Source organism: Hoeflea sp. YIM 152468 (assembly GCF_029210485.1).
Taxonomy (GTDB): Bacteria; Pseudomonadota; Alphaproteobacteria; order Rhizobiales; family Rhizobiaceae; genus Hoeflea.
The window spans coordinates 80905-107008 of sequence record NZ_JARGET010000008.1 but is presented as its reverse complement, the minus strand read 5'-3'; the positions used below and the strand labels follow the sequence as shown (position 1 = coordinate 107008).

Below are 26104 nucleotides of genomic sequence, written 5' to 3'. Positions count from 1 at the left end.
ATTTCCTTTCGAACGGTTGCACCGGTCTGTCATCAGACCGGTTGAAGGAAACGCGCCCTCCTCTGGCCCCTGTTCTTGAGACCTGACAGAACGGTTCACGCACGCATTGTGATAAAACCGTCCACGGGACACGTAAGAAAACACGAGGGCATGACCCCTCGCGCTGCCGGTCTCTAGAGGATAGCGAGGCGGCTGTCAATGTGGACGGCAGACATCGTCGGATGCGGCCCGCAGCGCCGGCGCCGGGCGAAACCCGGCACAGCCGAAATCGTGGCTGCCGCAGCCGGTGATGTTCCCGTCGGACGCCAGGACGGCTATAGCAGACCCATCAGCAAACCGGAATCCATTGCCATGACCGACACTGTTCTAGACCGCCTGCTCCGTTACGTCGTGATCGACACCCAGTCGGACCCGGCCTCGCAGTCCCAGCCCTCGACAGAGAAGCAAAAGCATCTCGGTCATGTGCTGGTTGCCGAGTTGCTGGCGCTCGGCCTCACCGACGCCCACATGGACGAGCACGGCAACATCTATGCGACGCTGCCTGCCAACACAGACAAGACCGTGCCTGTCATCTGCTTCTGCTCGCATATGGACACCGCCCCCGATTTCACCGGTGCGGGCGTCAAGCCCAACCTGGTGACCAACTACCAGGGCGGCGACATCCAGCTTGCCGGTGACACCAGCCGGATCATCCGGGTCAGCGAGCATCCCGATCTCAAGCAGCAGATCGGCCATGACATTGTCACCACCGACGGCACCACGCTGCTTGGCGCCGATGACAAGGCCGGCATTGCCGAAATCATCACCGCGGTCGCGTTCCTGATTGCCAACCCCGGCATCCGCCACGGGGCAATCAGGATCCTCTTCACCACCGACGAGGAAATCGGCCGTGGCGCCGACAAGGTCGACATTCAAAAGCTCGGCGCTGCTTTCGCCTACACCATGGATGGCGGCCGCATTGGCGAAATCGATGACGAGACGTTTTCCGCCGACGGCGTCGAGATCGACATCCTTGGCGTCGCCCAGCACCCGGGCACCTCCAAGGGCGTGATGGAAAACGCCATCAAGATCGCCGGCGACATCATCGCCCGCCTGCCGAAGGATCTGTCCCCCGAAACCACTGACGGCCGACAGGGCTTCATCCATCCCACCGATGTCACCGGATCGATGGACCGGGCCAATCTGAAATTCATCATCCGCGATTTCGACACCGAAGGGCTCGCCGGAAAGCAGGCCCTGCTCAGATCAATCGCCGACCAGGCGATGACCGCTTATCCCGGTTCGAGCATGCGCTTCACCGCGACCGAGCAATACCGCAACATGAAACAGGTGCTCGATCAGCATCCCGAAATCATGGCCAACCTCACCGAAGCGGTCCGCCGCGTCGGTCTGGAACCGGTGACCAACGCGATTCGCGGCGGCACCGACGGCTCGCGCCTGTCGTTCATGGGCCTGCCCTGCCCCAACATCTACACCGGCGGTCACTCCTACCACTCGCCGCTGGAATGGATCAGCGTCCAGGACATGGAGAAGTCGGTGGAGACGATCGTCGAACTGGTGAAAGTCTGGGAGGAGCGGGCGTAGATCGCGCGACCGGAAAGTCTTGCCCCTCAGGCAGCGGGGCTTCAACGCGATGGCCCATCGTTCCTGAACACGACGGCGGCACCTGTCTCCACATCTTTCGTTGACATCGGCGGCCCGCTTGCTTTGTCAGATTGTGAGCACCGCTCTTCTGTTCAATGGAGTCGCATCCGGCGGGCTGGAACCATCCAGATCCATCGACGGTTGCCGGATCATCACCGCCGCTGCTGCCGGGCTGCTGCGGACAGGCCAGACCTAGGCCGGCCATTCCCAGACCACCGCTTCAATGGTGCGATGGCAGGGTGCAAACGTCTCCCCGACCCCATGAAATTGGACCCTTTGATTATTGTGAATGGACCTTTGAAGCAGACCAATGCAGCCTGTTTATTCACTCTGCGGACTCAAGAAGCTTGGAAGTCTCGCGCGACTGCGACCGTAAGCGCCGGCTCCGTGAGCGGCACCCAGGGTCTCAAATGAAACCGAGCACGCACCACAAGGATAGCAACATGAAATTTCTGGGAACCAAACTGTTGGCCACCGCAGCGGTATTCCTGTCCGTTTCGGGCGGCGCTTCGAAGGCCGAGACCTTGCGCCTCCTCACCTGGGGAAGTTATGCACCTGATGAGGTGATCAAGCTGTTCGAAGCGGAATACCCGGACATCACTGTCGAACCCACATTCTCCAACAATGAAGAAATGATCGCCAAGCTGCGCGCCACCGGTGGTTCCGGCTTTGATCTGGCACAGCCTGGTTTCAACCGTGTTGCGGCCGCGCAGGACGAATACGACATCTACAAGCCGATCGATCTTTCCAGGATCAATACCGAGGCTCTGCGTCCGGATTTTCTCGAGCAGGTCAAGCGGGTCGCCGCGGTGGATGGCGTGGTCTATTCGGTCCCGCACATGTGGGGCACGTCCGGTCTTATCGTCGACAAGAGCCAGGCCCCCGAGATCAACGATTGGCTGGATCTGTGTGATGCGAAATACGAGGGCAAGACCTCCATGCGCCTGAAGCGGTCGATCCTCGTCGGCACCGCCTTTGCGCTCGGTCACAACCCCTATGAGGCCTACGCCGACCTGGACGCCTACCAGACAATCCTCGACGAAGTTGGCGAAAAGCTGATCGCGTGCAAGTCCGTCATCAAGACCTACTGGACCGGCGGGGACGATCTCTCCAATCTGATGCTGTCCGGCGAAGTCGTGGCGTCCGACACCTGGGATTCGACTGCCTTCAAGCTCAATCAGCAAAAGCCCGACCTTGTCTATGTTCCCCCGAAATCAGGCACGCTGGGATGGATTGACACCTTCACGCTGCCAAGAAAGGGTGAGGCCGACGATGCAGCCTACAAGTGGATCAACTTTCTGCTTCGTCCGGAAATCATTCCCCTGATCTCGGCAAGCACCGGTTCGATTGTCGCCACCAAAAATGGCATCGAGCTGCTGCCCGGCGACATGAAGACCATTGTGGAAAACTCCTTCACCGAGGAAGATCTGGCCAATATCAAGTTTGCGGCCCAGATCCTGCCCGGCGTCGAGGACATCGAAGGCCATCTGCTTGAGCGGATCAAGGCCGCCAACTAGCGCTGCTGCGATTTGCCGGGGGGACACAGCCTCCCGGCAAATCGCCAACGACACTCTGCCTCCTCCAATTCACTCCGCCGCTTGCGCGCTGCCGTCTTCTTCATCCGCCGCATCAGCCGCCCCCGGCGCGGTCTCGGCCTGCAGGTCCGGTATCCCGACAATGCGGTTTCCCGCCAGGTCGGCGTGGACGATGATCAGGTCCTGCTCTTCGAAATAGCCCAGGAGACGCCGCGCCCGGCGGGCCGAATGGGTGCCGTAGGCGCGGGCGATGCGCGCATCCGACGGGCACGGCTCGCCCCGGATTGCGGCACAGGCGAGCATCAGAAAGACGCCCTGAAGATCTTCCGATACCATGGTCGACAGGTTCAGTGCTGTTTGCCAGGCATCCGACCCGGCGGTTTCGGCGTCGACACCCGAGCGGGCGATGGCGACGCGGCGGCGGAAGTCACTGAGCGACATCGGCGACCCCGGCACCCGCCGCATCCGCAGCCGCACCAGAAAGTCCTGATACAGCGTCGCGTCGGTCCGGTAGCCCGACTCCGGGTCGGCCAGGATTTCGCCCAGCACGGCGGCGATCCGCTCTTCACGCTCTTCGTCCGTCATTGCCGGCCGCGCGGCCTCACCGCCAGCCCTTGCCAGCGGTGCGTCGGTGAGCGGCGTGGCGCGCGAGAGCTCCGCCAGAATGTCGGTGGTTGGCCGTGGCGCTGGCCGCGCCCGCCGCTGAAGCGGCCGCGTCAGCTCATCCGCATCCGGGGTAAAGATCAGATCTTCGACATCGGCCACAATGTCCGGCATCGGCATCAGTTTCGGGCTCGAGGAGCGGGCCTGGGTTTCGACAGCACCAATGGCAATCGGCAGCGGCCGCCGCGACAGCGCCGGCCCGAGACCGACAAAATTGCCCCGCTGCAGATCGCGGAACATTTCCGCCTGACGCCGGTCCATGCCCAACAGATCGGCGGCGCGGGCCATGTCGATATCAAGAAATGTCCGGCCCATCAGAAAGTTCGAGGCTTCCGCAGCGACGTTCTTGGCCAGTTTTGCCAATCTTTGCGTGGCGATCACGCCCGCCAGACCGCGCTTGCGGCCACGGCACATCAGATTGGTCATGGCGCCGAGCGACATTTTTCGCGCGTCCTCGGACACATCGCCGCCAACGGCGGGCGCAAACAGTTGCGCCTCGTCGACCACCACCAGCACCGGATACCAGAACTCGTGCTCGGCCTCGAACATGGCATTGAGAAACACGGCGGCGGCGCGCATCTGCTGCTCGACATCGAGCCCTTCCAGCGACAGCACGCAGGAGACCCGGTGCCGCCGGATGCGGCTGGCAATGCCCATCAGCTCGGCTTCCGTGCGCTCACCTTCAACCACCAGGTGTCCATATTTGTCGGAAAGTGTGACGAAGTCACCCTCGGGATCGATGATCACCTGCTGCACCCATTGCGCCGATTGCTCGAGAAGCCGCCGCAGCAGATGCGACTTGCCGGACCCGGAATTGCCCTGCACCAGAAGACGGGTCGCCAGCAATTCCTCGATGTCGAGCTTGGCCGGCTGTCCGCCAGCCAAATTCCCCATGTCAATTCCGACCTGCACTTTAGGCTCAACTCCGTTTACCGACACCACACCTGACTGATTCTCTGCAACAGTCAGCTACCCGTCTCCCTAGCAGACTATTTCCACCACGCGGCGCGCGATCGGCGAAATACACAGGATTTCAGATCCCCCGGCAAGCTGACGCGGGCCGCTCAGGGGCGGAGTCTGGACGGCCGCCCCCTGTGACTGCGCCCTGTAACCGGCCCCTGTGACTGTGGCCTATGACGCGCTCCTGTGGCGGGCTGCTGTGACGGGCACCCCGTCCGGCCAGCGGCCGGTTTGGCTGGTCGCATCTGGACACGCGGTCACCCGGCAGCGCCGGTCGAATGCGCAGGGGGGCAACAAGCGGCGGGTGAGATCCGGGCCTGGCAGCCCCCTACCCGCTGTCCTGGCTCAACCCGAACCCGTGCATCAGCCGCTGCGCGCTGAGATCCGGACCGCCCGAGGTAAACACCACCGTATCCTTGGCATCGGGCAAGGCGCCGCCGACGGGCAAACCGTCCACAATGGCCAGCGCCCGCCGTGCGATCGCTTCTGCCGGGTCGATCCAGTCGACCGGCCACGGCGCCATCTTGCGCATGCGGTTGACCAGAAACGGAAAATGCGTACACGCCAGCACCACGATGTCGGTCTTGCGCCCATCCTGGCTGACAAAGCACGGTTCGATTTCCGCCTGCACCGCGGCCTCGTCGACAAAACCGTTCCGCATATAGGTCTCGGCCAGGCCGGCCAGATGTTCCGATCCCACCAGCCGCACATGCACCTTGTCGGCATAATCGCGGATCAGGTCGCGGGTGTATTGCCGCTTCACCGTGCCCGGCGTCGCCAGCACCGAGATCAGACCCGAGCGCGTGCGTTCGGCAGCGGGCTTGATCGCCGGCACCGTGCCGACAAAGGGCAGGTCCGGATAGGCCTGGCGCAGCGCCGGCAGGACGATGGTCGAGGCAGTGTTGCAGGCAATCAGCGCCAGCGCCGGATTGTGCCGCTCGATCAGGCCGGCAAACAGCGCGACAATTCGGTCACGCAGCGCCTCCTCTTCCCACCGGCCATAGGGAAAGCCCGCATCATCGGCAACATAGACGAAGCGGCGCCAGGGCATGATCACCCGCGCCTCGCGCAGCACGCTCAAGCCGCCGATGCCGCTGTCAAACACCAGAACCGGCTCAGCGCTCATTCCTCAGTCCCCCGGTTATCATCCAAAGCCTCGCCGGTCCCGGCCGGCATCCGCTGGCCCGGACGACCAAACCGGTCAAATGAGGCAAAAAGACCGCGCAGCACATTGATTTCGTCCGTGGAGAATCCCGGCCGGGTCAGCACCGCACGCAAATTGTCGACCGCCTTCATCCGCTTGGTCTCGGAGCGGAAATAGCCCCGCGCATCCAGCCCCTCCTCGATCTGGGCGAACAGCCCATGCAGGTCGGATTTCGGCGCCGGTTCCACCTCCGGCTTGTCAAAGGCTGTCTCGTGCGGATTGGACAGACCCGATTTCATCCATTCATACGACATCAGCAGCACCGCCTGGGCAATGTTGAGCGAGGCATAGGCCGGATTGACCGGGAATGTGACGATCTCGTCGGCGAGACCCACCTCCCAGTTGCGCAAGCCGATGCGCTCGCGCCCGAACAGGATCCCGGTGCGTTCGCCACCGTCTTCCCGCCGGCGCAAGATCTCGCCCGCCTCCACCGGCCCGCGCACCGGCTTGTGCCCGTCACGCGGCCGCGCCGTGGTGGCATAGACGAGATTGAGATCGGCAAGCGCTGCCTGCAATGTGTCAAACACCAGCACGCCGGCGATCACATGATCGGCGTGCGCTGCGGCGCTGACGGCCTTGTCGTTGGGCCAGCCGTCGCGGGGATTGACGATGCGCAAGTTGGACAGTCCGAAATTGGCCATGGCGCGCGCCACCATGCCGATGTTCTCGCCCAGTTGAGGTTCCACCAGAATGATCGCCGGTCCGCCTGTGATGATCTGGCGCTTTCTGTTGGTTCCGGCCACTATGTCACTCCCCGGCGCATGCCCGCCCATTCGTCAGACCGCAGTGGGTAACGGACCTCGCCGTCCCCGTCACCCTTGAAGATGGCGCGGGAGCAAATATGCCTTGTGTTGCCCATACCGATCCCTTGCATCCGCCACCGGGCCGGCCACATGCGGCGACCGCAACCGAAAAACCTGTGCAGGGGCAATCGCCCGCATCCTGCGGCCACCACGGCATTTGCATCTTGCGCCGTCAATCAGCCAGGATGCAAATCTTCCGGTGCTGCCGGACAGGTCAAAACGGCCAGGACGGATCCCGTTTTTTCTGACCGACAGCACTACTGCCGCTGCCATCCACAATCAAGCTTTGCCCCTGGCCATCCACAAACCCCACAGCTTCGCCGCGATCCGGCACTGCCGGGCTGTCCGCATGTTGTGCGCGCGTCTGGCTTTTGTTAAGAGATGCGCCAACTACACGGGTGGCCATTCGCCGCCCACCGACAACACTCTCAAAAGGTCAATCAGAATGGCAAAAATCAAGGTTGCAAACCCCGTCGCGGATCTCGACGGCGATGAGATGACACGCATCATCTGGCAATTCATCAAGGAAAAGCTGATCCTGCCCTATCTTGATCTGAAGATCGATTACTACGACCTCTCGGTGGAAAATCGCGACGCGACTGACGACCAGGTGACCGTCGACGCCGCCCACGCCATCAGGAAGCACGGCGTCGGCATCAAATGCGCCACCATCACGCCGGATGAAGGCCGGGTCGAGGAATTCGGCCTGAAAAAGATGTGGCGTTCGCCCAACGGCACCATCCGCAACATTCTCGGCGGCGTGATCTTCCGTGAGCCGATCATCATGAAGAACGTACCCCGTCTGGTTCCCGGCTGGACCAAGCCGATCATCGTCGGCCGTCACGCCTATGGTGACCAGTACCGCGCCACCGATTTCAAGTTCCCCGGCAAGGGCAAGCTCTCGATCAAGTTCGTCGGCGAGGATGGCGAAACCATTGAGCACGACGTCTTCGATGCCCCTTCGTCCGGCGTTGCCATGGCGATGTACAATCTCGATGATTCGATCCGCGATTTTGCCCGCGCGTCTCTCAATTATGCGCTGCTGCGCAAGGTGCCTTGCTACCTGTCAACCAAGAACACCATCCTCAAGACCTATGATGGTCGCTTCAAGGATCTGTTCGAGGAAGTCTTCGAGGCCGAGTTCAAGGACAAATACGCCGAAGCCAAGATCTGGTACGAACACCGCCTGATCGACGACATGGTCGCCGCGGCGCTGAAATGGTCCGGCGGGTACGTCTGGGCCTGCAAGAACTATGATGGCGACGTCCAGTCCGACATCGTTGCCCAGGGATTTGGCTCGCTCGGCCTGATGACCTCGGTGTTGATGACGCCGGATGGCAAGACGGTCGAAGCCGAAGCCGCTCACGGCACAGTCACACGTCATTACCGTCAGCATCAGAAGGGCGAGGAAACCTCGACCAACTCGATCGCCTCGATCTTTGCCTGGACACGTGGTCTCGCCCACCGCGCCAAGCTCGACGACAATGCGGACCTGGCAAAGTTCGCCGATACGCTCGAGCAGGTCTGCATCCAGACTGTTGAATCCGGGTTCATGACCAAGGACCTGGCGCTGCTGATCGGTCCTGACCAGCCTTGGCTGTCCACCACCGGCTTCCTCGACAAGGTCGACGAAAACCTGCAAAAGGCCATGGCCTGAACAATGGCCACCGGGATTGGCGTCACGCTTGAAAAGCTGTGGCGGCACAACCGGTGGCTCACTGTGTCGTTTCTGATCACATTGACGCTGGCGCTGTTTTTCATCATCCGCGCCGGCGTTTTTTTTATCTATTGGCAAAATCACGCCGACGAACCGATTGAAGGCTGGATGACGGTTCGCTATGTCGCCCGGTCTTACCGGGTCGACCCCAGAATCGTCCATGACGCCATCAACCTGCCCGAAAAGACGCCGGATCGGCGGCCGCTGATCAAGATCGCCCGCGAGCAAGGCAGGCCATTGGACGCGCTGACCGCGGCAATCATCCACGCGGTCGAGACAGACCGCGCAGCCCTCGGCCGGCCTCCGGGTGATGCATCCTCCCCGCCCGCCGCGATCCCTCCGGCAGCACCGCAGCCATGACGGGGCAATTGCTCGAGTTCCTCACCATCTATGGTCTGCCGGCTGCGGCTTTGCTGTTGGCAATCGGACAATTTGGCGTGCCGATACCCACCTCTCTGGCGCTGCTGACGCTGGGCGCACTTTCGGCCAGTGACGACACGGACGTGACCACCGCCTTCATCTGGGCGCTGGCAGGGGCGTCGTTGGGCGATCAGGCCGGCTTTTTCACCGGGCGTCTCGCCGGCCAGTCCGCCGAGAGCCGCCCTGGATTGATCGGCGGCCTTGCCAGAAAGGCCCGCGCGGCTGAACCCCGGCTGGCAAGATGGGGCGGCAGCGGCGTGTTCTTCAGCCGCTGGCTGGTTACCCCTCTGGGCCCGGCAATCAACATCGCCAGCGGCATCACCGGCCTTTCCTGGACCAGGTTCACCCTGTGGGGGGTGGCCGGCGAAGCCCTGTGGGTGTCGATCTACATCGCTCTGGGGTTTAGCTTTGGCTCCAACATCGAAACCCTCGCCGGAATTCTCGGCAATCTGACCATGGCGCTCGCCATGCTGGCTCTGGCTGCCTTGCTGGGCTGGCGGCTGAAACTGGCGGTGCAGACAGCGCAGGCCCGCACCCGCCAAAACCGGAACCCACACCTGTAACCCACCGCTGCGTTGGTTCAGTCCGCAACAACGGACCCCGGGCAGTCGCTTCGTCAATCCTGCGCCGGTCCACGGCAGCGCACGGCACGCGCCACCGTAGCGGCACAAGCAAGACGCCCGGAGATCAATCCGGGCGCAAGGTGCTCTTTGTCAACAATGGCCGGCCAGTCGCGGCCGGGCGATCAGCCGATGGCAGCGGCCACCGCGTCTATCGCCGCATCGGCCTTGGCGCCGTCCGGACCGCCGGCCTGGGCCATGTCGGCCCGTCCGCCGCCGCCCTTGCCGCCGATGGCCTCAGAAGCCGCACGCACCAGATCGACCGCCGACAGCCGCTGCGTCAGATCTTCGGTGACACCGACCACAACACTGGCTTTGCCGTCGTCGCTCACGGCAACGAATACTGCCACGCCGGAGCCGAGCGAGGCCTTGGCGGCGTCCACCAGGCCCTTGAGCTCTTTCGGCGCCACGCCGGCAACCACCTTGCCGAGATATTTGATGCCGCCAATATCCCGGCTCTCATCGCCGCCGGCGCTGCTGCCGCCAAGCGCCAGTTTCTTGCGCACGTCCGCCAGCTCACGTTCAAGCTTCCTGCGTTCATCCATCAGGGCTTCGATCCGTGAGGTCACCTCGCCCGGCTGCACTTTCAGTATCGACGCCACCTGCTTCAGCTTCTCGTCCTGATCGGCAAGGTGGCGCCGTGCCGCTTCGCCGGTCAGCGCCTCGATGCGCCGCACCCCGGCGCTGACCGCGCTGTCCGACAACACCCGCACCAGGCCGATATCGCCGGTCGCCGCCACATGGGTGCCACCGCAAAGCTCGACCGAATAGGGTCGGTTGGCCTTGTCGCCCTGCGTCGCCGTGCCCATCGACACGACCCGCACCTCGTCACCATATTTTTCGCCAAACAGCGCCATGGCGCCTTCGGCAATGGCGTCGTCCACGGCCATCAGCCGTGTCGTGACCGCGCCATTCTGCAATATCATCTCGTTGGCCATGGCCTCGACTTCGCCCAGCTCGTCGGCGGTCATCGGCTTGGGGTGAGAGACGTCGAACCGCAGCCGTTCGGGCGCCACCAGCGACCCTTTCTGGGCCACATGACTGCCCAGCACCTCGCGCAATGCCTCATGCAGCAGGTGGGTTGCCGAGTGGTTGGCGCGAATCTTCGAGCGCCGTTCATGATCGACAGTCAGCTGCGCCACGGCGCCGCGGGCGACCTTGCCCTCGACCACCTTGGCTCGATGCACGAACACACCTTCGCCTCGCTTCTGGGTATCCGTGACCTCAAGCGTGTAGCCCTCGCCGGCAATGATCCCCTGATCACCCATCTGGCCGCCCGATTCGCCATAAAACGGTGTCTGATTGACCACCACATCGACCAGCTCTCCGGCCGCGGCGGTCTCGATCTGGGCGCCATCGCGCACCAGCGCCACAATCACGCCTTCGGCGATTTCCGTGTCATACCCGAGAAAGTCGGTGGCTCCGGCCTTGTCCTTGATTTCGTACCAGACTTTTTCCGTCGCCGTGTCGCCGGACCCTGACCAGTGCTTGCGCGCCTCGGCCTTCTGCCGCTCCATCGCTTCGGAGAAACCGGCGGTGTCAACCTCGACCCCGCGCTGGCGCAGCGCATCCTGCGTCAGATCGAGCGGAAAACCATAGGTGTCGTAAAGCTTGAACGCGGTCTCGCCATCAAGCCGGTCGCCCTCGCCGAGATCAACACTGGCCTCGTCAAGCAGGCTCAGGCCGCGCTCCAGGGTCTTGCGGAAGCGGGTTTCCTCAAGCTTCAGCGTTTCCGAAATCAGCGCTTCAGCGCGTTGCAACTCCGGATACGCCCGGCCCATTTCGGCCACCAGCGTCGGCAGCAAACGGAACATCAACGGATCCCGCGCGCCCAGCAATTGGGCATGACGCATGGCCCGGCGCATGATCCGTCTCAGAACATAGCCCCGGCCTTCATTCGACGGCAGCACGCCATCGGCAATCAGGAAGGCCGACGAGCGCAGATGATCGGCGATCACCCGATGGCTGGCGCGGGTCTTGCCTTCGGCGGGAACGCCGGTGGCGTCTTCCGATGCGGTGATCAGCCGGCGGAAAAGATCGATGTCGTAATTGTCATGCTGGCCCTGCAGCAGCGCGGCGATTCGCTCCAGTCCCATGCCGGTGTCGATCGACGGCCGCGGCAGATCAACCCGCTCATCGGTCGTGATCTGCTCGAACTGCATGAACACCAGGTTCCAGATTTCGATGAACCGGTCTCCGTCCTCGTCGGCCGAGCCGGGCGGTCCACCCCAGATATGATCGCCGTGGTCATAGAAGATCTCCGAGCACGGTCCACACGGGCCTGTATCGCCCATGGCCCAGAAATTGTCATTGGTCGGGATCCGGATGATGCGGTCTTCCGGGATGCCGGCGATCTTGCGCCACAGGTCGAAGGCCTCGTCATCGGTGTGATAGACGGTGACCAGCAACCGATCCTTGTCGATACCGAATTCCCGGGTCAAGAGGTTCCAGGCAAGCTCGATCGCCCGGTCCTTGAAATAGTCGCCAAACGAGAAATTGCCCAGCATCTCGAAAAAGGTATGGTGCCGCGCCGTATAGCCGACATTGTCGAGATCGTTGTGCTTGCCGCCGGCGCGCACGCATTTCTGCGAGGTTACCGCCGTCGAATAGGGCCGCTGCTCAAGTCCGGTAAAGACGTTCTTGAACTGCACCATGCCCGCATTGGTAAACATCAGCGTCGGATCATTGCGCGGCACCAGCGGGCTGGAGGCCACGATTTCATGTCCGTTCTTGTTGAAATAGTCGAGAAACGCCGACCGGATTTCATTCACGCCACTCATGATCGACCCTTTGTCAGATAGCAGGCAGAGCCCGGAAGAATTTCGAGGCCACGATTTCCAAATCCGCCGCGCGACTGACGGACCGCCGCTTTTATCGTTCACCCGGTTGCCTGTCCAGACGCCAGCGGCCGCCACCAAAGGAAAACGGCCGCCAGTCCCGTTCGGGACTGACGGCCGGATCAAGTCAGGCACACATCATCTGGTGGGCCAACCGCCCCATAGGGGGGCGAAACGCCCCGGGCCGGAGGCGACGCGGCTCAGCCCTCTGCAGCCTCGCCATCATCGCCGCCACTGCGGTCTTCATCGAGAAACTTCTCGGCGATCAGCCCGGCATTCTGGCGCAACAACAGCTCGATCTCGTCGGCCACGGCCGGGTTGTCGCGCAGGAATTGCTTGGAGTTCTCGCGCCCCTGCCCCAGCCGCTGGCTGTTGTAGGAAAACCAGGCTCCGGATTTTTCGACCGTTCCGGCCTTCACACCCAGATCGATCAGTTCGCCCACCTTCGACACGCCTTCGCCATACATGATGTCGAATTCGACCTGCTTGAACGGCGGCGCCATCTTGTTCTTGACCACCTTCACGCGGGTCTGGTTGCCCACCACCTCGTCGCGGTCCTTGACCGCGCCGATGCGGCGAATGTCGAGCCGGACGGAGGCATAGAATTTCAGCGCATTGCCGCCGGTCGTGGTTTCGGGCGAGCCGAACATGACGCCGATCTTCATGCGGATCTGGTTGATGAAGATCACCATGCAGTTGGACCGCGAGATCGAGGCCGTGAGCTTTCTCAGCGCCTGGCTCATCAGCCGCGCCTGCAGACCCGGCAGGCTGTCGCCCATCTCGCCCTCGATTTCGGCGCGCGGCGTCAGGGCCGCAACCGAATCGATGACCAGAACATCGAGCGCGCCGGAGCGAACCAGCGTGTCGGTGATCTCGAGCGCCTGCTCGCCATTGTCGGGCTGTGAAATCAGCAGACTTTCCAGATCGACGCCGAGTTTGCGGGCATAGACCGGGTCAAGCGCATGCTCGGCATCAATGAAGCCGCAAATGCCGCCCTTTTTCTGCGCTTCGGCGATGGTCTGCAGCGCCAGCGTGGTCTTGCCCGAGCTTTCCGGACCGAAAATCTCGATCACCCGGCCACGCGGCAAACCGCCGATGCCAAGCGCGATATCAAGGCCCAGCGAACCGGTGGGAACCGTCTCGATCTCGACCACGCCCTCATTGGCGCCAAGCTTCATGATCGAACCCTTGCCGAACGAACGTTCGATCTGGGAAAGTGCGGCGTCGAGCGCCTTGCTTTTATCCACGGATTTTTCCTCTACCAGTCGCAAAGAGTTCTGTGCCATTCGGTCCACCTTTAGGTTATCATGCCGCTGCAGGCAATGAATGCTCATCTGCATCGTTTGTACTCCATTTGTTCCATTCGCGCAAGCCCCGGCGATGCCACTGAAATAACGAGACAAATATCTTCATGTTCGCTTTTTGTTTCCCAAACCGGCCCTCGTGCCCTGTCGTGCAGGAAGACGCAGTCCGGCGACAGCTGCCGCGGCCGGCGATTCGCGCAGCCCGCGTCACCGGGGCGCTGTAGCATGGCGCGAATTCTGGCCATCGGCGGCGCCCATATCGATCGCAAGGGCTGGCTTGCCCGCCCGCACCGGGCCGGTGCTTCCAACCCCGGCCACTGGGAAACCGAGGCCGGAGGCGGCGTCTTCAATGCGGCGCGCAATCTGGCCCGTCTCGGTCACGAGGTCAGCCTGGTGGCGCCACGCGGCGGTGATCAAGCGGCCGCCGTGGTGGCAGCGGCGGCTGCCGATGCCGGGGTCGAGGATTGCCCGCTCACCTTTCTCGACCGGGCAACGCCGAGCTATTCGGCGATCCTCGAACCCGACGGCAATCTGGTCACCGCACTGGCCGACATGGCGCTTTATGACCAGGTTCCCGGACGGCGGCTGCTGACATCGAGGCTGCGCCGCCGTCTTGCCGGGTCGGATCTGCTGCTGGTCGATTCCAACCTGCCGGAAAGCGCTCTCATCTTGCTTGCCGAAACGGCGGCCGACCTCGGCCTTGCGCTGGCGGTCATCGCCGTGTCCCCGGCCAAGGTGGTGCGCTGGCGCTCTGTTCTCTCCCGCATCACCTGTCTCGCCATGAATGTTGCCGAAGCCGCCGCCCTCACCGGCGAAGGCTCCGATCAGCCCGGCGGCTGGCCCTGGCATCTGGCCGCCGCCGGGCTGGCGGGCGGCCTCATCAGCGCCGGCGCTGGCCCCGTGTCCGCCTATGCAGGTGGTCAATCCGCTGTCTGCCTTCCGCCCCGGCTGGAAGACCTTGCGGATGTCACCGGCGCCGGCGATGCGCTGGCCTCGGGCTACCTTGACGGCTGGCTCGCCGGCGGATCGATCGAGGCCAATCTGACCCGCGGCATCGCTCTCGCACAGCTGACGACCGCCGTGCGCGGCCCGGTGCGGCCGGATTTGTCCCCCGCATTGCTTGCGCAAGCCGTGGCTGGCATGCCAAAGCCGGTGCACACCTAAGTCCGAGCCAATTCAGGAGCTCCAAATGACCGGATCCATCAAGATCGAAACCACCCGGGAAGTCGCCGACGCATTGGCCGCGGGCCGGCCTGTGGTGGCGCTTGAATCCACCATCATCACCCACGGCATGCCCTGGCCCGGCAACCGCGACATGGCGCTCGAGGTTGAGGCCACGATCAGGGCCGAGGGCGCGGTTCCCGCCACCATCGCCGTGCTGGAGGGGCAGCTGCATGTCGGCCTCGATGAAGCTGCAATCACCGGGCTGGCGCAGGCGAAGAACGTGATGAAGCTGTCGCGCGCCGATTTCGCCTTTGCGCTGGCCGAAGGCCGCACCGGCGCCACCACGGTTGCCGCCACCATGATGGCAGCAAAGCTGGCCGGCATCAGTGTCTTTGCCACCGGCGGCATCGGCGGCGTGCACCAGGGCGCGGAGCTGAGCTTTGATATCTCCGCCGACCTTGACGAGCTGGCCCGCACTGCGGTCATCGTCGTCTCCGCCGGCGCCAAGGCCATTCTCGACATTCCCAAGACGCTCGAAGCACTCGAAAGCCGCGGCGTTCCGGTGGTGGCCTATGGCCAGGATCAGATGCCGGCCTTCTGGTCGCGCGACTCGGGCTTGCCGGCCCCCTTGCGGCTCGATGACGCCGCCGCAATCGCCCGGTTCGAGATCGCCCGCCGCGCGTGCGGCGGCCATGGCGGCATGCTGATCGCCAATCCGGTTCCCGCGCGCGACGAAATCCCGGCCGATCAGATGCGAAAGCACATTGCCACCGCACTGGATTCGGCCAAAGCCAGGGGTATCGAGGGCAAGCAGGTCACGCCGTTCCTGCTCGGCGAGATCCTCACCCTCACCAATGGCGCCAGCCTGAAGACCAACATTGCGCTGGTGCTCAACAACGCCCGGCTCGCCGCCCGCATCGCCACAGCACTGGCCTCGGCGGCAAAATGAGCCCCGGCCGTCCCCTGCTCTCACCTGTCAAAGGATACAGTCGATGAAACCGACCCGACGCACCGGCAGCGCGCTCGATCGCGCCGAAGCCGCCTTCAAGTCTGCGACCAGCAAGCCCGTGGACGCAGCTCCCAAACCCGCAACCGTGCCCGAGGGCAAGGAGCTGGTGTCCTTGCGCCTCGACCGGGCCGTGCTCGAGCATTTCCAGGAAGACGGCCCCGGCTGGCAGGACCGCATCAACGCGGCGCTGCGCGCGGCTGCGGGACTTCGATAGCCCTCAGAGTGGTCACAACGGCAGCTTTGCCGCAGTCTCGCAAACGCCCCGGCGAAAGCGGATTCCAAGCACGAAAAAGCCCGACAGCCGAAGCTGCCGGGCTCAGAGTCGCCTCAAACGATCTCTGAAACGGGTGTGATCAGCTCAGCGGCGAGATCTGGATTTCGACGCGGCGGTTGGCGGCGCGGCCCGCATCGGTGCTGTTGTCGGCAATCGGACTGCTTTCGCCAAAGCCCTGGGTGTAGAAGCGGCGCGGGTCGTTGCCCTGCGAAATCAGATAGCTCGAAACCGACTGGGCCCGCTGTTGTGACAGGGTCAGATTGTAGCTGTCCGAACCGGTCGAATCTGTGTGGCCGGCGACATCGACCAGCGAGCGGTTGAATTTCTGCAGCACCAGCGCCACCGAATTGAGCGTCGGGTAGAACTGCGGCTTGACCGCCGACTGGTCTGTATCGAAGGTGATGTTGGAGGGCATGTTGAGCACGATCTTGTCGCCCATGCGCGTCACCGACACCCCGGTTCCCTGCAATTGCGCCCGCAATTGGGCCTCCTGCTGGTCCATGTAGCCGCCAATTGCGCCACCGGCGAGTGCCCCGACCCCTGCACCGATCAGCGCGTTCTTGCGGTCGTCCCCACCGGCGAGTGTGCCCAGAGCCGCGCCGCCCAGCGCGCCAAGGGCTGCGCCGCCGGCCAGGTTGGAGACCTTGGACTGACCGGTATAGGGATCGGTGGTGCAGCCGGCTACGAAGACGGCGGCAAGCGCCGCGATCAGGAGTTTGGATTTCATGATGGCCCCTCTTGGCAAATCTGGAACTGCGAAGTTTAGCCGAAAATGCGGCAGGATGATGAATATTCCGTCACCGCGAAATTAACCCCGTGCCGAACGGTGCTGGCCCTGCGCCGCTGCGCCTTCCTGTCGTGGTTCTGCTGCGCTCTCCTTTCGTCAACTTCGGCCATCGGGCAAGACAAGCGAAGCGACGTCGGTGCCTCCCGCTTTCGTCAACCTCGGCCTTCCGAGCCGAGCATCCATCCCGTGCTCTATCGGCGAATTGGGCTGTGTGGACAGATCGCGGAATGGATCCCGGGGTCGGGGCCCAGGGATGACGACGGGAGGTGTGGGGTGCGCCGCCAGGCAACCTGTCACGGGGGGAAGAGGCCGGTGTGGTTGACCGCCGGTTCGCACGGGCGCCCCTGCCCGTCCGTCAGGGTATCCGCCGCCTCTCGCGTGGTTCACGCGTTCACCCGAAGCGGCCGCCGGCTGCCTTGCGGCCGAGCTATTCGTCCAGCATCTCGCGCACCGACGTCGCCAGTTGCTTGAGCGAGAACGGCTTGGCCAGAAACCCGAACTTGGCGTCGGCGGGCAGGTTCTTGGCGAATGCGTCCTCGGCATAGCCGGAGACGAAGATGAACTTCATGTCCGGATAATCCTTGCGCAACTCGACGAGCAGCGTCGGACCATCCATTTCCGGCATCACCACATCGGAAACGACGATGTCCACCTTTCCGCCAAGCTCCTGCAACACCTCGAGTGCCTCAACCCCGGTGCCGGCTTCATGCACCTGGTAGCCGCGCGCTTCCAGCATCCGCTTGCCGCCGCGCCGCACCGCTTCCTCGTCCTCGACCAGCAGCACCACGGCGGAACCGGTGAGATCCTCCGGCCCTTCTGCTGCCAGTTTGGCCGCCTTTGCTGCGTCCGGTCCGGCGGCAAGTGTCGCGGCAGCCTCGGCGGCGGCGACGGCCTTTTCCGCCTCGTCCTCGACATGGCGCGGCAGATAGATACGGAAGGTAGTGCCTTGACCGACTTCCGATTCGGGATAGATGTAGCCGCCCGACTGCTTGATGATGCCATAGACCATCGACAGCCCCAGCCCGGTTCCCTTGCCGACATCCTTGGTGGTGAAGAACGGTTCGAAAATCTGCTCCATCACCTCCGAAGCAATCCCGGTGCCGCCGTCGGCGAGTTCGATCAGCACGTAATCCCCCACCTGCATGCCGCGATGATTGAGCTGCGCAATTTCATCGGCCGCAACATTGCGGGTCCGCACAGTGATCGTGCCGCCATCCGGCATCGCATCCCTGGCGTTGACAGCCAGGTTGATCAGCACCTGCTCGAACTGGCCCAGGTCGGTCTTGACCGGCCACAGGTCGCGACCGAATTCAAGCACCAGCTTGACATTGGTGCCGATCAGGCGGTCGATCAGCATCCTGAGATCACCGATCACATCAGTCATCGACAGCACGGTCGGACGCATCGTCTGCTTGCGCGAGAATGCCAGCAACTGCCGCACCAGCACAGCGGCCCGATTGGCGTTGCGCTTGATCTCGATGAGGTCGGCAAAGCTCGAATCGGCAGGCCTGAGCGACATCAGCAGATGATCGGCGGACAACAGGATCGCGGTCAGCACATTGTTGAAGTCATGCGCGATGCCGCCGGCAAGCGTGCCCACCGCGTTCATCTTCTGGGTCTGCGCCATCTGCGCCTCGAGCGCCTTCTGCTCTGTGGTCTCGACTGCATAGACGATCGCGGTTTCCTCGGGCGCCTCTTCCGAATGTTCGATCACGGCGTTGACGTAAAAGCGGAAATGCCGCTCTTCGTCGTCGGCGCGGCGGCTGTCGATCGGGCTGATGTCGCCTTGCTTGTCGGCCGCCTGGCTGATCGCCTCCTGGAACGCCTTGCGGTCGTCCTGGCGCAGCACCGTCTCGAACAGCGCCCCGCGCTCCATGTCGTCGCGGGTCACCAGACCATTGAACATCTGCAAGAACGGGCCGTTGGTGCGCAGGATCTGGCCACGTCCGTCGACCGAAGCAATGGCCATCGGCGTATTGTTGAAGAACCGGGTGAAGCGCATTTCCGCGCTCGCCGCGTCATGGACCTCCGATCCGCCCTCTTCCCGGCTGATCACGATGGTCCGGCTTTCGCCCGGCGAGCCGTCGCGGGTGGCGCTAACCCGGTGCACCAGCCGCACGGGCAAGCTCTGACCATTGGATTTGAGCAGGTCGAGATCAAGATGGGCCGTGCGGTTGAGGCCAGGTTCGGCTTGCACCGATTCCACCAGCGCCATGCCGGCACCAGCCACCAGATCGCGCAGCATCACTTTGCCCGGCTGGAACGAAGTCAGGTCCAGCCCCAGCCAGTCCGCCAGCGTGGCATTGAGATAGACGATCTCGCCGGCTCGCCCGGCCGAGAAAAATCCGACCGGTGCATGATCGAGGTAGTTGATGGCGTTCTGCAGCTCCTTGAACACCATTTCCTGCTCGGTGCGCTCATGGCTGATGTCGGACAATTGCCATGCCATCAGCTTGGTGTCGTCCAGACCTGTCGAGATCGGGCGTCCGCGCAAGCGGTACCAATGCACCGGGCCGGCATTTGCCTGCGCACCGCCCAGCGGCTGGGTCATGCGGAACTCTTCCTGTCCCTCATGGCCATCCCGCATGGCGTTGGTCAGCCGGTACACCGCTTCCGCCGATTCGCGATGCCGCGACAGGATCGCTTCGATTGACTGAACTTCCGCAGCACTGGTCGAACCGGTCAGACGTCCATAGGCATGATTGGCGTAAATCACCCGATCCTTCTCGTCGGTGACGAGAATGCCTTCGGGATGGGTGTCGGCAAAGGCGCGGGCCAGGGGATCGGCAGTCGTCTTCGGCATGATGTCGACAAAGCCGATGACCGTTGAGACCATGAAAAAGATCCCGACCACCGCCAGCACGCCGAGAATACCCAGCATCACCTCGTTGTTGAGCCTGTCCTTGAACAAAAAGAAGACAACGGACGCGCCGATCATCACGAGCGCGAGGAATATCAGCCTCGACACCGAGCGAGGTTTCGCGCTTCGGTCTACAAGCGCTGCCGGATTGCCGGCCGCTGGTGTCGTTTCAGTCATGAATCGCTCTTTCCATCCCCCGCGGATCCGTTCGGTTTGAATCACATTCCGCCGCAGATGGAAAGCCCAAAGGCCGATCCGCCGCCGGTGCCACCCAGCTTTGCCGCAGAAATTCCGCATTCTTGCGTCATCGCACAGGCTTCTGACCGCTGCCGGACCCAACGCGATACGGGAAAACCCTCCTGGCAGCTTGTGGTGCAGGCGGAAAAAACGTCAAATGTCACCGGGAGCCGGTCAGAACCGGCGCAACAGGGCCGATTTGAGCGGTCACAATCGATTGGAACGGAAGGACACCGGATGCCGGACAGCATAATTGGCGGCCAGGGTGCAACTTTGTTGACCGCCATCCTCATCGTCGCCGTGGCCTTGCTGGCGCTGGTGGGCGTGTTTTGGCTGATACGCGCCCGCGCGTCGTCGACCTTCATTCGTGGCGGAAAGACCCGCCTGCCGCGGCTGGCGGTGCTTGACGCAACCGCAGTCGACACCCGCCGTCGGCTGGTGCTGATCCGGCGCGATGATGTCGAGCATCTTGTCATGATTGGCGGACCCACCGACATTGTCATCGAAAGCCGCATTTCCTCGCAGCAGACTCAATCGGACGGTCCGCAGGTCCAATCCCAGGACCAGCGCCCGCCCCAGCAGGCACACTCGGCTTCAGTGCAACCGGCCCTGCCGACCGCTGTGACGGCAGCCGTGGCATCAACGGCCGCCAAAGCAGCCCCTGCCGCAAAAACCGAATCAGCGCCTGCGGCCGGATCCATCCGGAGTGAAGCGGCCGACGTCCTTGATTCTGCCAGAACCCGTGTTTTCGAGGAACCGAGCTTCGACGAAAGCACGTTCGATGACTTGACCGAAGTGCCGCCGGCCCAGGCCTCACACGTGCCCCGCCCGGCGTCCTCGCCGCGGTCCATGACGCCCACACCGCCGACCGGTTCAACCGCGACGATGCCACCGCGGGTTGCGCCCACGCTTCGCGCTGAAGACGCCGCCGACCTGCTCGAAAGCGCCAGAACACGTGTTTTCGAAGACCTCGAGGCTGGCGATTCCCCGCAGCCAGCGGCACCGGTCGCACCGGCACAGACATCAACCGGCGCTTCCAGCCCCGGCCCGACCCGGACGCCGGTCGCTGGGAAAGCCTCTGTGGGAGCCGATTTCGAAGCCGTGCTTGCGGCGGAATTGTCCGATGATCTGACGCTTGATGAAACCGGCGACGCTTTTCTGACCGATCCTTATTACGAGCATCAGCTCGATCCCGACGAAGCCGAGCTGATCGAGGCGCCCGAGGTCAAGCCGGAATCACAGTCATCGCGCGATTCGCTGGAAGAGGAAATGGAACGGCTGCTTGGGGATTTGTCGCGCAAGCCATAGGCCCGCTACAAGCAGCGCCAGGCACAATCACCGCCGGATATGATCGCCGCCGGATATGGTCGCTGGATGTGCCGCGCTGAATGGACAAGACCGTCTCGCGCCGACAGGCGGCACAGCGACAAACAGGCTCCGAAACGAAAAAAACCGGCCCTGTAGCCGGTTTCTCCCATATCCGTTCCCGTGGCGGAACTACTCGTCGCGATACACCTTCTCGCGCCGTTCATGACGCTCCTGCGCCTCAATCGACAAGGTTGCAATCGGCCGGGCATCGAGCCGTTTCAGGCTGATAGGCTCCCCGGTTTCCTCACAATATCCGTAGGTACCGTCATCAATACGCGCAAGCGCGGAATCAATCTTGCCGATCAGTTTGCGTTGCCGGTCGCGAGCGCGCAGTTCGATCGCACGGTCCGTTTCCGAGGATGCACGATCAGCCACATCGGGTTGGTTGGCGCTTTCCTCTGCGAGATGCTCAAGCGTCTCGCGAGCCTCCTTGAGAATATCATTCCGCCAGGCTACCAGCTTGGCCCGAAAATAGGCGCGCTGTTTAACGTTCATGAAATCCTCGTTTTCCGAGGGCACATATGAGGAACAATCGAAGTCTTCAATCATTACGATTCTCCCAGCTAAGCTCTTGCGGGGGTGTATAACCAGACGACAGCACCGGTACAAGTCGTAAAATTGCCGGACACTGCAATTTGATTCCCCTTTGAAATTGCAAGCAATGAACTGAATCCACTGACTTTCCGGACCCGGACTGGTTATGGACGATGCCCGGACACTGCAATCTGATGGGTTCCTTCGGGCGCCGGGCCGGGATCTGTACAGACGGTGTTTTTGCTGCATTGCACTTTGTGCTTTTGGCGAATTGAAGCCGCGGCGCAAATGACTACAGTCAGCCAATGAGCCCATCACCCAACACAGCTTTGCGCGTTTATCTGGTCCGTCATGCCCATGCGGCATGGCCACTTCCCGGTGTGCGTGATTTCGATCGCGGACTGGACGAGCGCGGTCGTGAAGAGGCCGCGCGCCTTGCCGCGACCCTGAGCGTCAACGCTTTCGAGCCGGATCTGGTCCACTGTTCCAGTGCGCGCCGCTGTCGCGAAACACTTGACCTTCTTCTGGCGCGCGCGGCATACCAACCAAAGGTCGAACACAGCGAGATCCTTTATACGACCAGTCACGAGGGCTATCTCAATCTGATCGCAGAGGTTGAAGATCCAGCCATCCGGTCGGTCATGCTCATCGGCCACAATCCGATGATCGAGGACGCTTCCCACGCACTACTGCGCAACGAACCGAGCGCGTACGAAACCGCGTTGGGGGGTGGCTTTCCCACCGGCGGCATGCTGATCGCCGATTGTGACGTGCAGGGGCGCGGCGCGGTCAACGGTGACGCCAGATTCATCGCCCTGCTCTCGCCTGTCGATGCATGAAACCGGCGTCACAGCTCCGCCGCCGCTTTCAATACCGGGCCCAGCCCCCTATATCTGACCAGGATCGTGTTACCGACCGGACCTTTTCGAAAGGCTGCCTGCAAACGTGTCACCCTCCTACACAAACCTCGCTGACGAAGCGTTGATCGCGTTTGACACGCTGACCGACCGCGCCAGCAACATCATCCAGCCGACCATGCGGCTTGGCGTCACCGGCCTCTCGCGTGCCGGCAAGACCGTGTTCATCACCGCGCTGGTCCACAACATGCTGCATGGCGGCCGATTGCCGATGTTCGAAGCCGCCCATTCCGGTCGCCTTGCCCGCTCCTTTCTCGAACCGCAACCTGATGACGCGGTACCGCGGTTTCAGTATGAGGACCACGCCGCGCGCATGATCGACGAACGCATCTGGCCCGAATCGACCCGCGCCATCTCCGAACTCCGTCTGGTCATCGAATACGAATCGGCCAGCGGCTGGAACCGCTTCTTCTCCGGCGGCAGGCTCTGTCTCGACATTGTCGATTACCCCGGTGAATGGCTGCTCGACCTGCCCCTGCTGGGTCAGGATTTCGCCGCGTTCTCGCTCAACGCTTCCTCGCTGGCAAGATCACCGGTTCGCGCCGACCTGGCCGCACCCTGGCTTGAGAAGGCCGGATCCATTGATCCGCACAAACCCGCCGACGAAAGCGACGCGCGCGACCTGGCGCGGCTGTTCACGGATTATCTCAGGGCCTGCAAGCAGGAGGTGCGCGCACTTTCCACGCTCCCCCCGGGCCGCTTCCTGATGCCGGGTGATCTCGAAGGCTCTCCGGCGTTGACTTTCGCTCCGCTTCCCAATCTGCCCGACACACCAACCCCCAAGGGCTCGCTAAGGGCAATGATGGAGCGGCGGTTTGAGAGCTACAAGTCGGTGGTGGTCAAACCCTTCTTCCGCGAGCATGTCGCCCGGCTTGACCGCCAGATCGTGCTGATTGACGCAATGCAGGCCATGAACGCCGGACGCGAGGCGGTGATCGATCTCGAACGGGCTCTGTCTGATGTGCTCTCCTGTTTCAGGCCGGGAAGCAGCAACCTGCTTACCAGCCTGATCTCGCGCCGGATCGACAAGGTTCTGATCGCCGCCACCAAGGCCGACCACCTGCACCATGAAAGCCACGACCGGCTGGAAGCCATTGCCCGCCGCATCGTCGACCGCGCTTCCCGCAACATCGGTTCGTCCGGTGCGCATATCGAGGTGATGGCGATAGCGGCGGTACGGGCAACGCGGGAGGCGACTGTGCGTCAGGATGGCGAAGTGCTTCCGGTGATTGTCGGAACCCCGCTCGAAGGCGAGCGCATCGACGCTGAACTGTTTGACGGCAATCGCAAAACAGCCATATTTCCCGGGGACTTGCCGGCAAAACCGGAATCATTTTTCAAAACCGTTGATTCACCATCTCAGCAACCGCTGCCCGACTTTAACATCGTCCGCTTCCGGCCGCCGCTGATCGAGGAAACCGAAACCGGCGTCAAGCTGTCGCTGCCGCATATCCGGCTCGACCGGGCGCTGCAATATCTGCTGGGAGACCGGCTGGCATGATTGACAGCAACGCTTCATCCGGGTCCCGCAAGCCGCGCTCCTTCAGCGTCGACGACCCCGCTGCCAAGGCACCAACCGGCGCCGCCGAGAGCAAGGCGAAAACAGCGCGCAAGCCTGCTGCGATTCCCGTCACCGTCGAAATGACCATGGAGCAGGATGATCCGTTCATGGCGCCGCTGGAGGATCTTGAGGCGCTGACCCCACCCCCGGCCATGCCGCGCCGCCGGCGGCTGACTGCCGGCAAGCTGCTGATGGCAAGCCTTGGCTTCATTTTCGCGCTGGCGCTCGGCATCTGGATCGACACGCTGATCCGCAGCCTGTTCGAGCGCCTGCCCTGGCTCGGCTGGGTCGCAGCGGCTGCTGCCGCAATCGCGGCGCTGGCGCTGCTGGCGGTGGCGGTCAAGGAGTATTCAAGCATCCGTCGCCTGACGAAGGTTGCAGCTCTGCGCGCCGAAATCGCTCAACGGAAGAGCCAGTCAACAGCCAAGCAAGCGCGTGCGCTGGCCGCCGAGGTCTCTGGACTGATCGCCGCCAACCCGCTGACCGCCCGCGGTCGCAAGAACCTCAAGGCGCTCGATGACGAGGTCATTGACGGGCCGCATTATCTCGGCTTTGCGGAACGTGAACTGATGGCGCCGCTTGACCGTCAGGCCCGTCAACTGATCGTCAACGCCGCCCGCCGGGTTTCTGTCGTCACCGCCGTCAGCCCGCGCGCCTTTGTCGATCTGGCCTTTGTCAGCTTCGAGGCCGTGCGGCTGATCCGCGCCCTGGCCGAACTCTATGGCGGCCGTCCCGGGACCATCGGCATGATCCGCCTGTTCCGCGATGTCATTGCCCACCTTGCCGTCACCGGCGCCATTGCAGCGGGTGACAGCCTGATCCAGCAGGTGGTCGGTCACGGCCTTGCTGCCAAGCTGTCCGCAAGACTAGGCGAAGGCGTCATCAACGGCCTGATGACCGCACGGATCGGCATTTCGGCGATGGATCTGTGCCGCCCGATGCCGTTTTCCGAGCTCAAACGGCCCGGCATCAGCAATTTCCTGTCCGATCTTACTGGCTTCACCGCCAAAGGCGGCAAGGTTGGACCGGGCGAAGACGAGGCATGACAGCTTCGAAAAAATGCGTTACTGCGGTTATGATCACTGTCCATTAACCATTCTGCGTCAATTTCGAACTTCATTTCCAGCCGCAACAGGTGTGACCATGTTCTCGAAGTTTCGCATCCTCCCGCTTTGTCTTGCGGCTTTCAGCTTGCTTTTTGCCGCGCCGGCGCTCTCGCGCGACAAGGACAGCATCTTCTTTCAATCTGCCGCCGGAAGCTGGAAGGGCCCGGGCGAAATTGTCGCCGGAAAATACAAGGGCACAAAGTTCGTCTGCAATCTCAGCGGTGATCCGGTCAACGGCAAGGCCACCGGCATCTCGCTTGACGGCAGTTGCCGGGTCGGGGTTTTCAACCAGAAAATGTCGGCTGTCATCACCCGCAAAGGCGCCACCTACACCGGCCGCTTCCTTGACGGCTCGGCCGGCGACGGCCTCGACATTGTCTCCGGCAAGATCACCGGCAACAGAGCCGTCATGGGCATCAACCGCAAGACATTGAACGGCGCCATGATCGCCCGCCTGCAAGACACTGAAACGATGAATGTGACCATCTCGGTCAAGGTCGGCGAACAGATGATACCGGTCATCGGCATGACGCTCAAACGCAAGGTCGACAACGTCAAGACCGGCGCATTGCGCTGATCC

Annotated in this window: 22 protein-coding genes; 13 read left to right on the top strand and 9 right to left on the bottom strand. The window is 62.8% G+C overall.

Going from position 1 to position 26104, the window contains the following annotated elements:
• Positions 1-351: 351 nt before the first annotated feature.
• Both pepT and PZ897_RS04630 read left to right on the top strand, forming a co-directional pair.
• Entirely contained in the window at positions 352-1584 is a 1233-nt protein-coding gene (gene pepT, locus PZ897_RS04635; protein ID WP_275750476.1) for a peptidase T, read from the top strand.
• A 503-nt stretch (positions 1585-2087) separates the two neighbouring features.
• Complete coding sequence (locus tag PZ897_RS04630) at positions 2088-3161, top strand: extracellular solute-binding protein (RefSeq protein WP_275750348.1); 1074 nt, start codon at positions 2088-2090, stop codon at positions 3159-3161.
• Positions 3162-3230: 69 nt separating this feature from the next.
• Here the strand turns inward: PZ897_RS04630 and PZ897_RS04625 are convergent, their stop codons facing one another.
• The 4 genes from PZ897_RS04625 to PZ897_RS04610 form a co-directional block, all read right to left on the bottom strand.
• Positions 3231-4754 (bottom strand): ATP-binding protein, encoded by a 1524-nt coding sequence (locus PZ897_RS04625; RefSeq protein ID WP_275750346.1) that lies wholly within the window; start codon positions 4752-4754, stop codon positions 3231-3233.
• Positions 4755-5130: 376 nt separating this feature from the next.
• Positions 5131-5928 carry a glutamate racemase gene (gene murI / locus PZ897_RS04620; protein WP_275750345.1) on the bottom strand — a complete coding sequence of 266 codons (798 nt, stop codon included), beginning with the start codon at positions 5926-5928 and terminating at the stop codon, positions 5131-5133.
• Entirely contained in the window at positions 5925-6749 is an 825-nt protein-coding gene (locus PZ897_RS04615; protein WP_275750344.1) for an RNA methyltransferase, read from the bottom strand. The genes murI and PZ897_RS04615 overlap by 4 nt, the downstream gene beginning before the upstream one ends.
• A gap of 274 nt (positions 6750-7023) precedes the next feature.
• Positions 7024-7215, bottom strand: a complete 192-nt coding sequence (locus PZ897_RS04610; RefSeq protein WP_275750342.1) for a hypothetical protein — start codon at positions 7213-7215, stop codon at positions 7024-7026.
• Positions 7216-7254: 39 nt separating this feature from the next.
• Here PZ897_RS04610 and PZ897_RS04605 point away from each other — a divergent pair, with 39 nt between their 5' ends.
• The 3 genes from PZ897_RS04605 to PZ897_RS04595 are packed head-to-tail and all read left to right on the top strand — an operon-like array spanning position 7255 to position 9509.
• On the top strand, positions 7255-8466 hold the full coding sequence (locus tag PZ897_RS04605; RefSeq protein WP_275750340.1) for an NADP-dependent isocitrate dehydrogenase: 1212 nt from the start codon (positions 7255-7257) through the stop codon (positions 8464-8466).
• Between the two features lie 3 nt (positions 8467-8469).
• A complete protein-coding gene (locus tag PZ897_RS04600; RefSeq protein ID WP_275750338.1) occupies positions 8470-8886 on the top strand; it encodes a hypothetical protein in 417 nt (138 codons plus the stop codon).
• The gene (locus tag PZ897_RS04595) at positions 8883-9509 is read left to right on the top strand and encodes a DedA family protein (protein ID WP_275750336.1); all 627 of its coding nucleotides are present in this window, start codon (positions 8883-8885) and stop codon (positions 9507-9509) included. Before PZ897_RS04600 ends, PZ897_RS04595 begins: the two co-directional genes overlap by 4 nt.
• A gap of 182 nt (positions 9510-9691) precedes the next feature.
• Here PZ897_RS04595 and alaS read toward each other — a convergent pair whose 3' ends face one another.
• Entirely contained in the window at positions 9692-12346 is a 2655-nt protein-coding gene (gene alaS, locus PZ897_RS04590) for an alanine--tRNA ligase (protein WP_275750334.1), read from the bottom strand.
• A 257-nt stretch (positions 12347-12603) separates the two neighbouring features.
• Positions 12604-13689: a recombinase RecA gene (recA, locus tag PZ897_RS04585; protein WP_275750333.1), complete on the bottom strand. Its 1086-nt coding sequence runs from the start codon at positions 13687-13689 to the stop codon at positions 12604-12606.
• Positions 13690-13932: 243 nt separating this feature from the next.
• Here recA and PZ897_RS04580 point away from each other — a divergent pair, with 243 nt between their 5' ends.
• From PZ897_RS04580 to PZ897_RS04570, 3 genes are read left to right on the top strand one after another with little or no spacing between them, the layout of a single operon-like run.
• Positions 13933-14871 carry a PfkB family carbohydrate kinase gene (locus PZ897_RS04580; RefSeq protein ID WP_275750332.1) on the top strand — a complete coding sequence of 313 codons (939 nt, stop codon included), beginning with the start codon at positions 13933-13935 and terminating at the stop codon, positions 14869-14871.
• Between the two features lie 25 nt (positions 14872-14896).
• Positions 14897-15820, top strand: a complete 924-nt coding sequence (locus PZ897_RS04575) for a pseudouridine-5'-phosphate glycosidase (protein WP_275750330.1) — start codon at positions 14897-14899, stop codon at positions 15818-15820.
• A gap of 43 nt (positions 15821-15863) precedes the next feature.
• On the top strand, positions 15864-16094 hold the full coding sequence (locus PZ897_RS04570) for a BrnA antitoxin family protein (protein WP_275750329.1): 231 nt from the start codon (positions 15864-15866) through the stop codon (positions 16092-16094).
• 139 nt (positions 16095-16233) lie between these two features.
• Here the strand turns inward: PZ897_RS04570 and PZ897_RS04565 are convergent, their stop codons facing one another.
• Both PZ897_RS04565 and PZ897_RS04560 read right to left on the bottom strand, forming a co-directional pair.
• Positions 16234-16881: an OmpA family protein gene (locus tag PZ897_RS04565; protein WP_275750328.1), complete on the bottom strand. Its 648-nt coding sequence runs from the start codon at positions 16879-16881 to the stop codon at positions 16234-16236.
• Positions 16882-17368: 487 nt separating this feature from the next.
• Positions 17369-19978 carry a response regulator gene (locus PZ897_RS04560; RefSeq protein WP_275750326.1) on the bottom strand — a complete coding sequence of 870 codons (2610 nt, stop codon included), beginning with the start codon at positions 19976-19978 and terminating at the stop codon, positions 17369-17371.
• A gap of 297 nt (positions 19979-20275) precedes the next feature.
• Here PZ897_RS04560 and PZ897_RS04555 point away from each other — a divergent pair, with 297 nt between their 5' ends.
• Positions 20276-21346, top strand: coding sequence for a flagellar biosynthetic protein FliO (locus tag PZ897_RS04555; protein ID WP_275750325.1), 1071 nt, complete (start codon positions 20276-20278; stop codon positions 21344-21346).
• A 189-nt stretch (positions 21347-21535) separates the two neighbouring features.
• Here PZ897_RS04555 and dksA read toward each other — a convergent pair whose 3' ends face one another.
• Positions 21536-21955, bottom strand: a complete 420-nt coding sequence (dksA, locus tag PZ897_RS04550) for an RNA polymerase-binding protein DksA (protein ID WP_275750324.1) — start codon at positions 21953-21955, stop codon at positions 21536-21538.
• A 290-nt stretch (positions 21956-22245) separates the two neighbouring features.
• Here dksA and PZ897_RS04545 point away from each other — a divergent pair, with 290 nt between their 5' ends.
• The 4 genes from PZ897_RS04545 to PZ897_RS04530 all read left to right on the top strand — a co-directional run bounded on the left by PZ897_RS04545 (position 22246) and on the right by PZ897_RS04530 (position 26101).
• Positions 22246-22779, top strand: a complete 534-nt coding sequence (locus PZ897_RS04545; protein ID WP_275750323.1) for a histidine phosphatase family protein — start codon at positions 22246-22248, stop codon at positions 22777-22779.
• A gap of 106 nt (positions 22780-22885) precedes the next feature.
• Entirely contained in the window at positions 22886-24358 is a 1473-nt protein-coding gene (locus PZ897_RS04540; protein ID WP_275750322.1) for a YcjX family protein, read from the top strand.
• Positions 24355-25464: a TIGR01620 family protein gene (locus tag PZ897_RS04535; protein WP_275750320.1), complete on the top strand. Its 1110-nt coding sequence runs from the start codon at positions 24355-24357 to the stop codon at positions 25462-25464. Before PZ897_RS04540 ends, PZ897_RS04535 begins: the two co-directional genes overlap by 4 nt.
• Positions 25465-25561: 97 nt before the next feature.
• The gene (locus PZ897_RS04530; protein WP_275750318.1) at positions 25562-26101 is read left to right on the top strand and encodes a hypothetical protein; all 540 of its coding nucleotides are present in this window, start codon (positions 25562-25564) and stop codon (positions 26099-26101) included.
• Positions 26102-26104 lie beyond the last annotated feature (3 nt).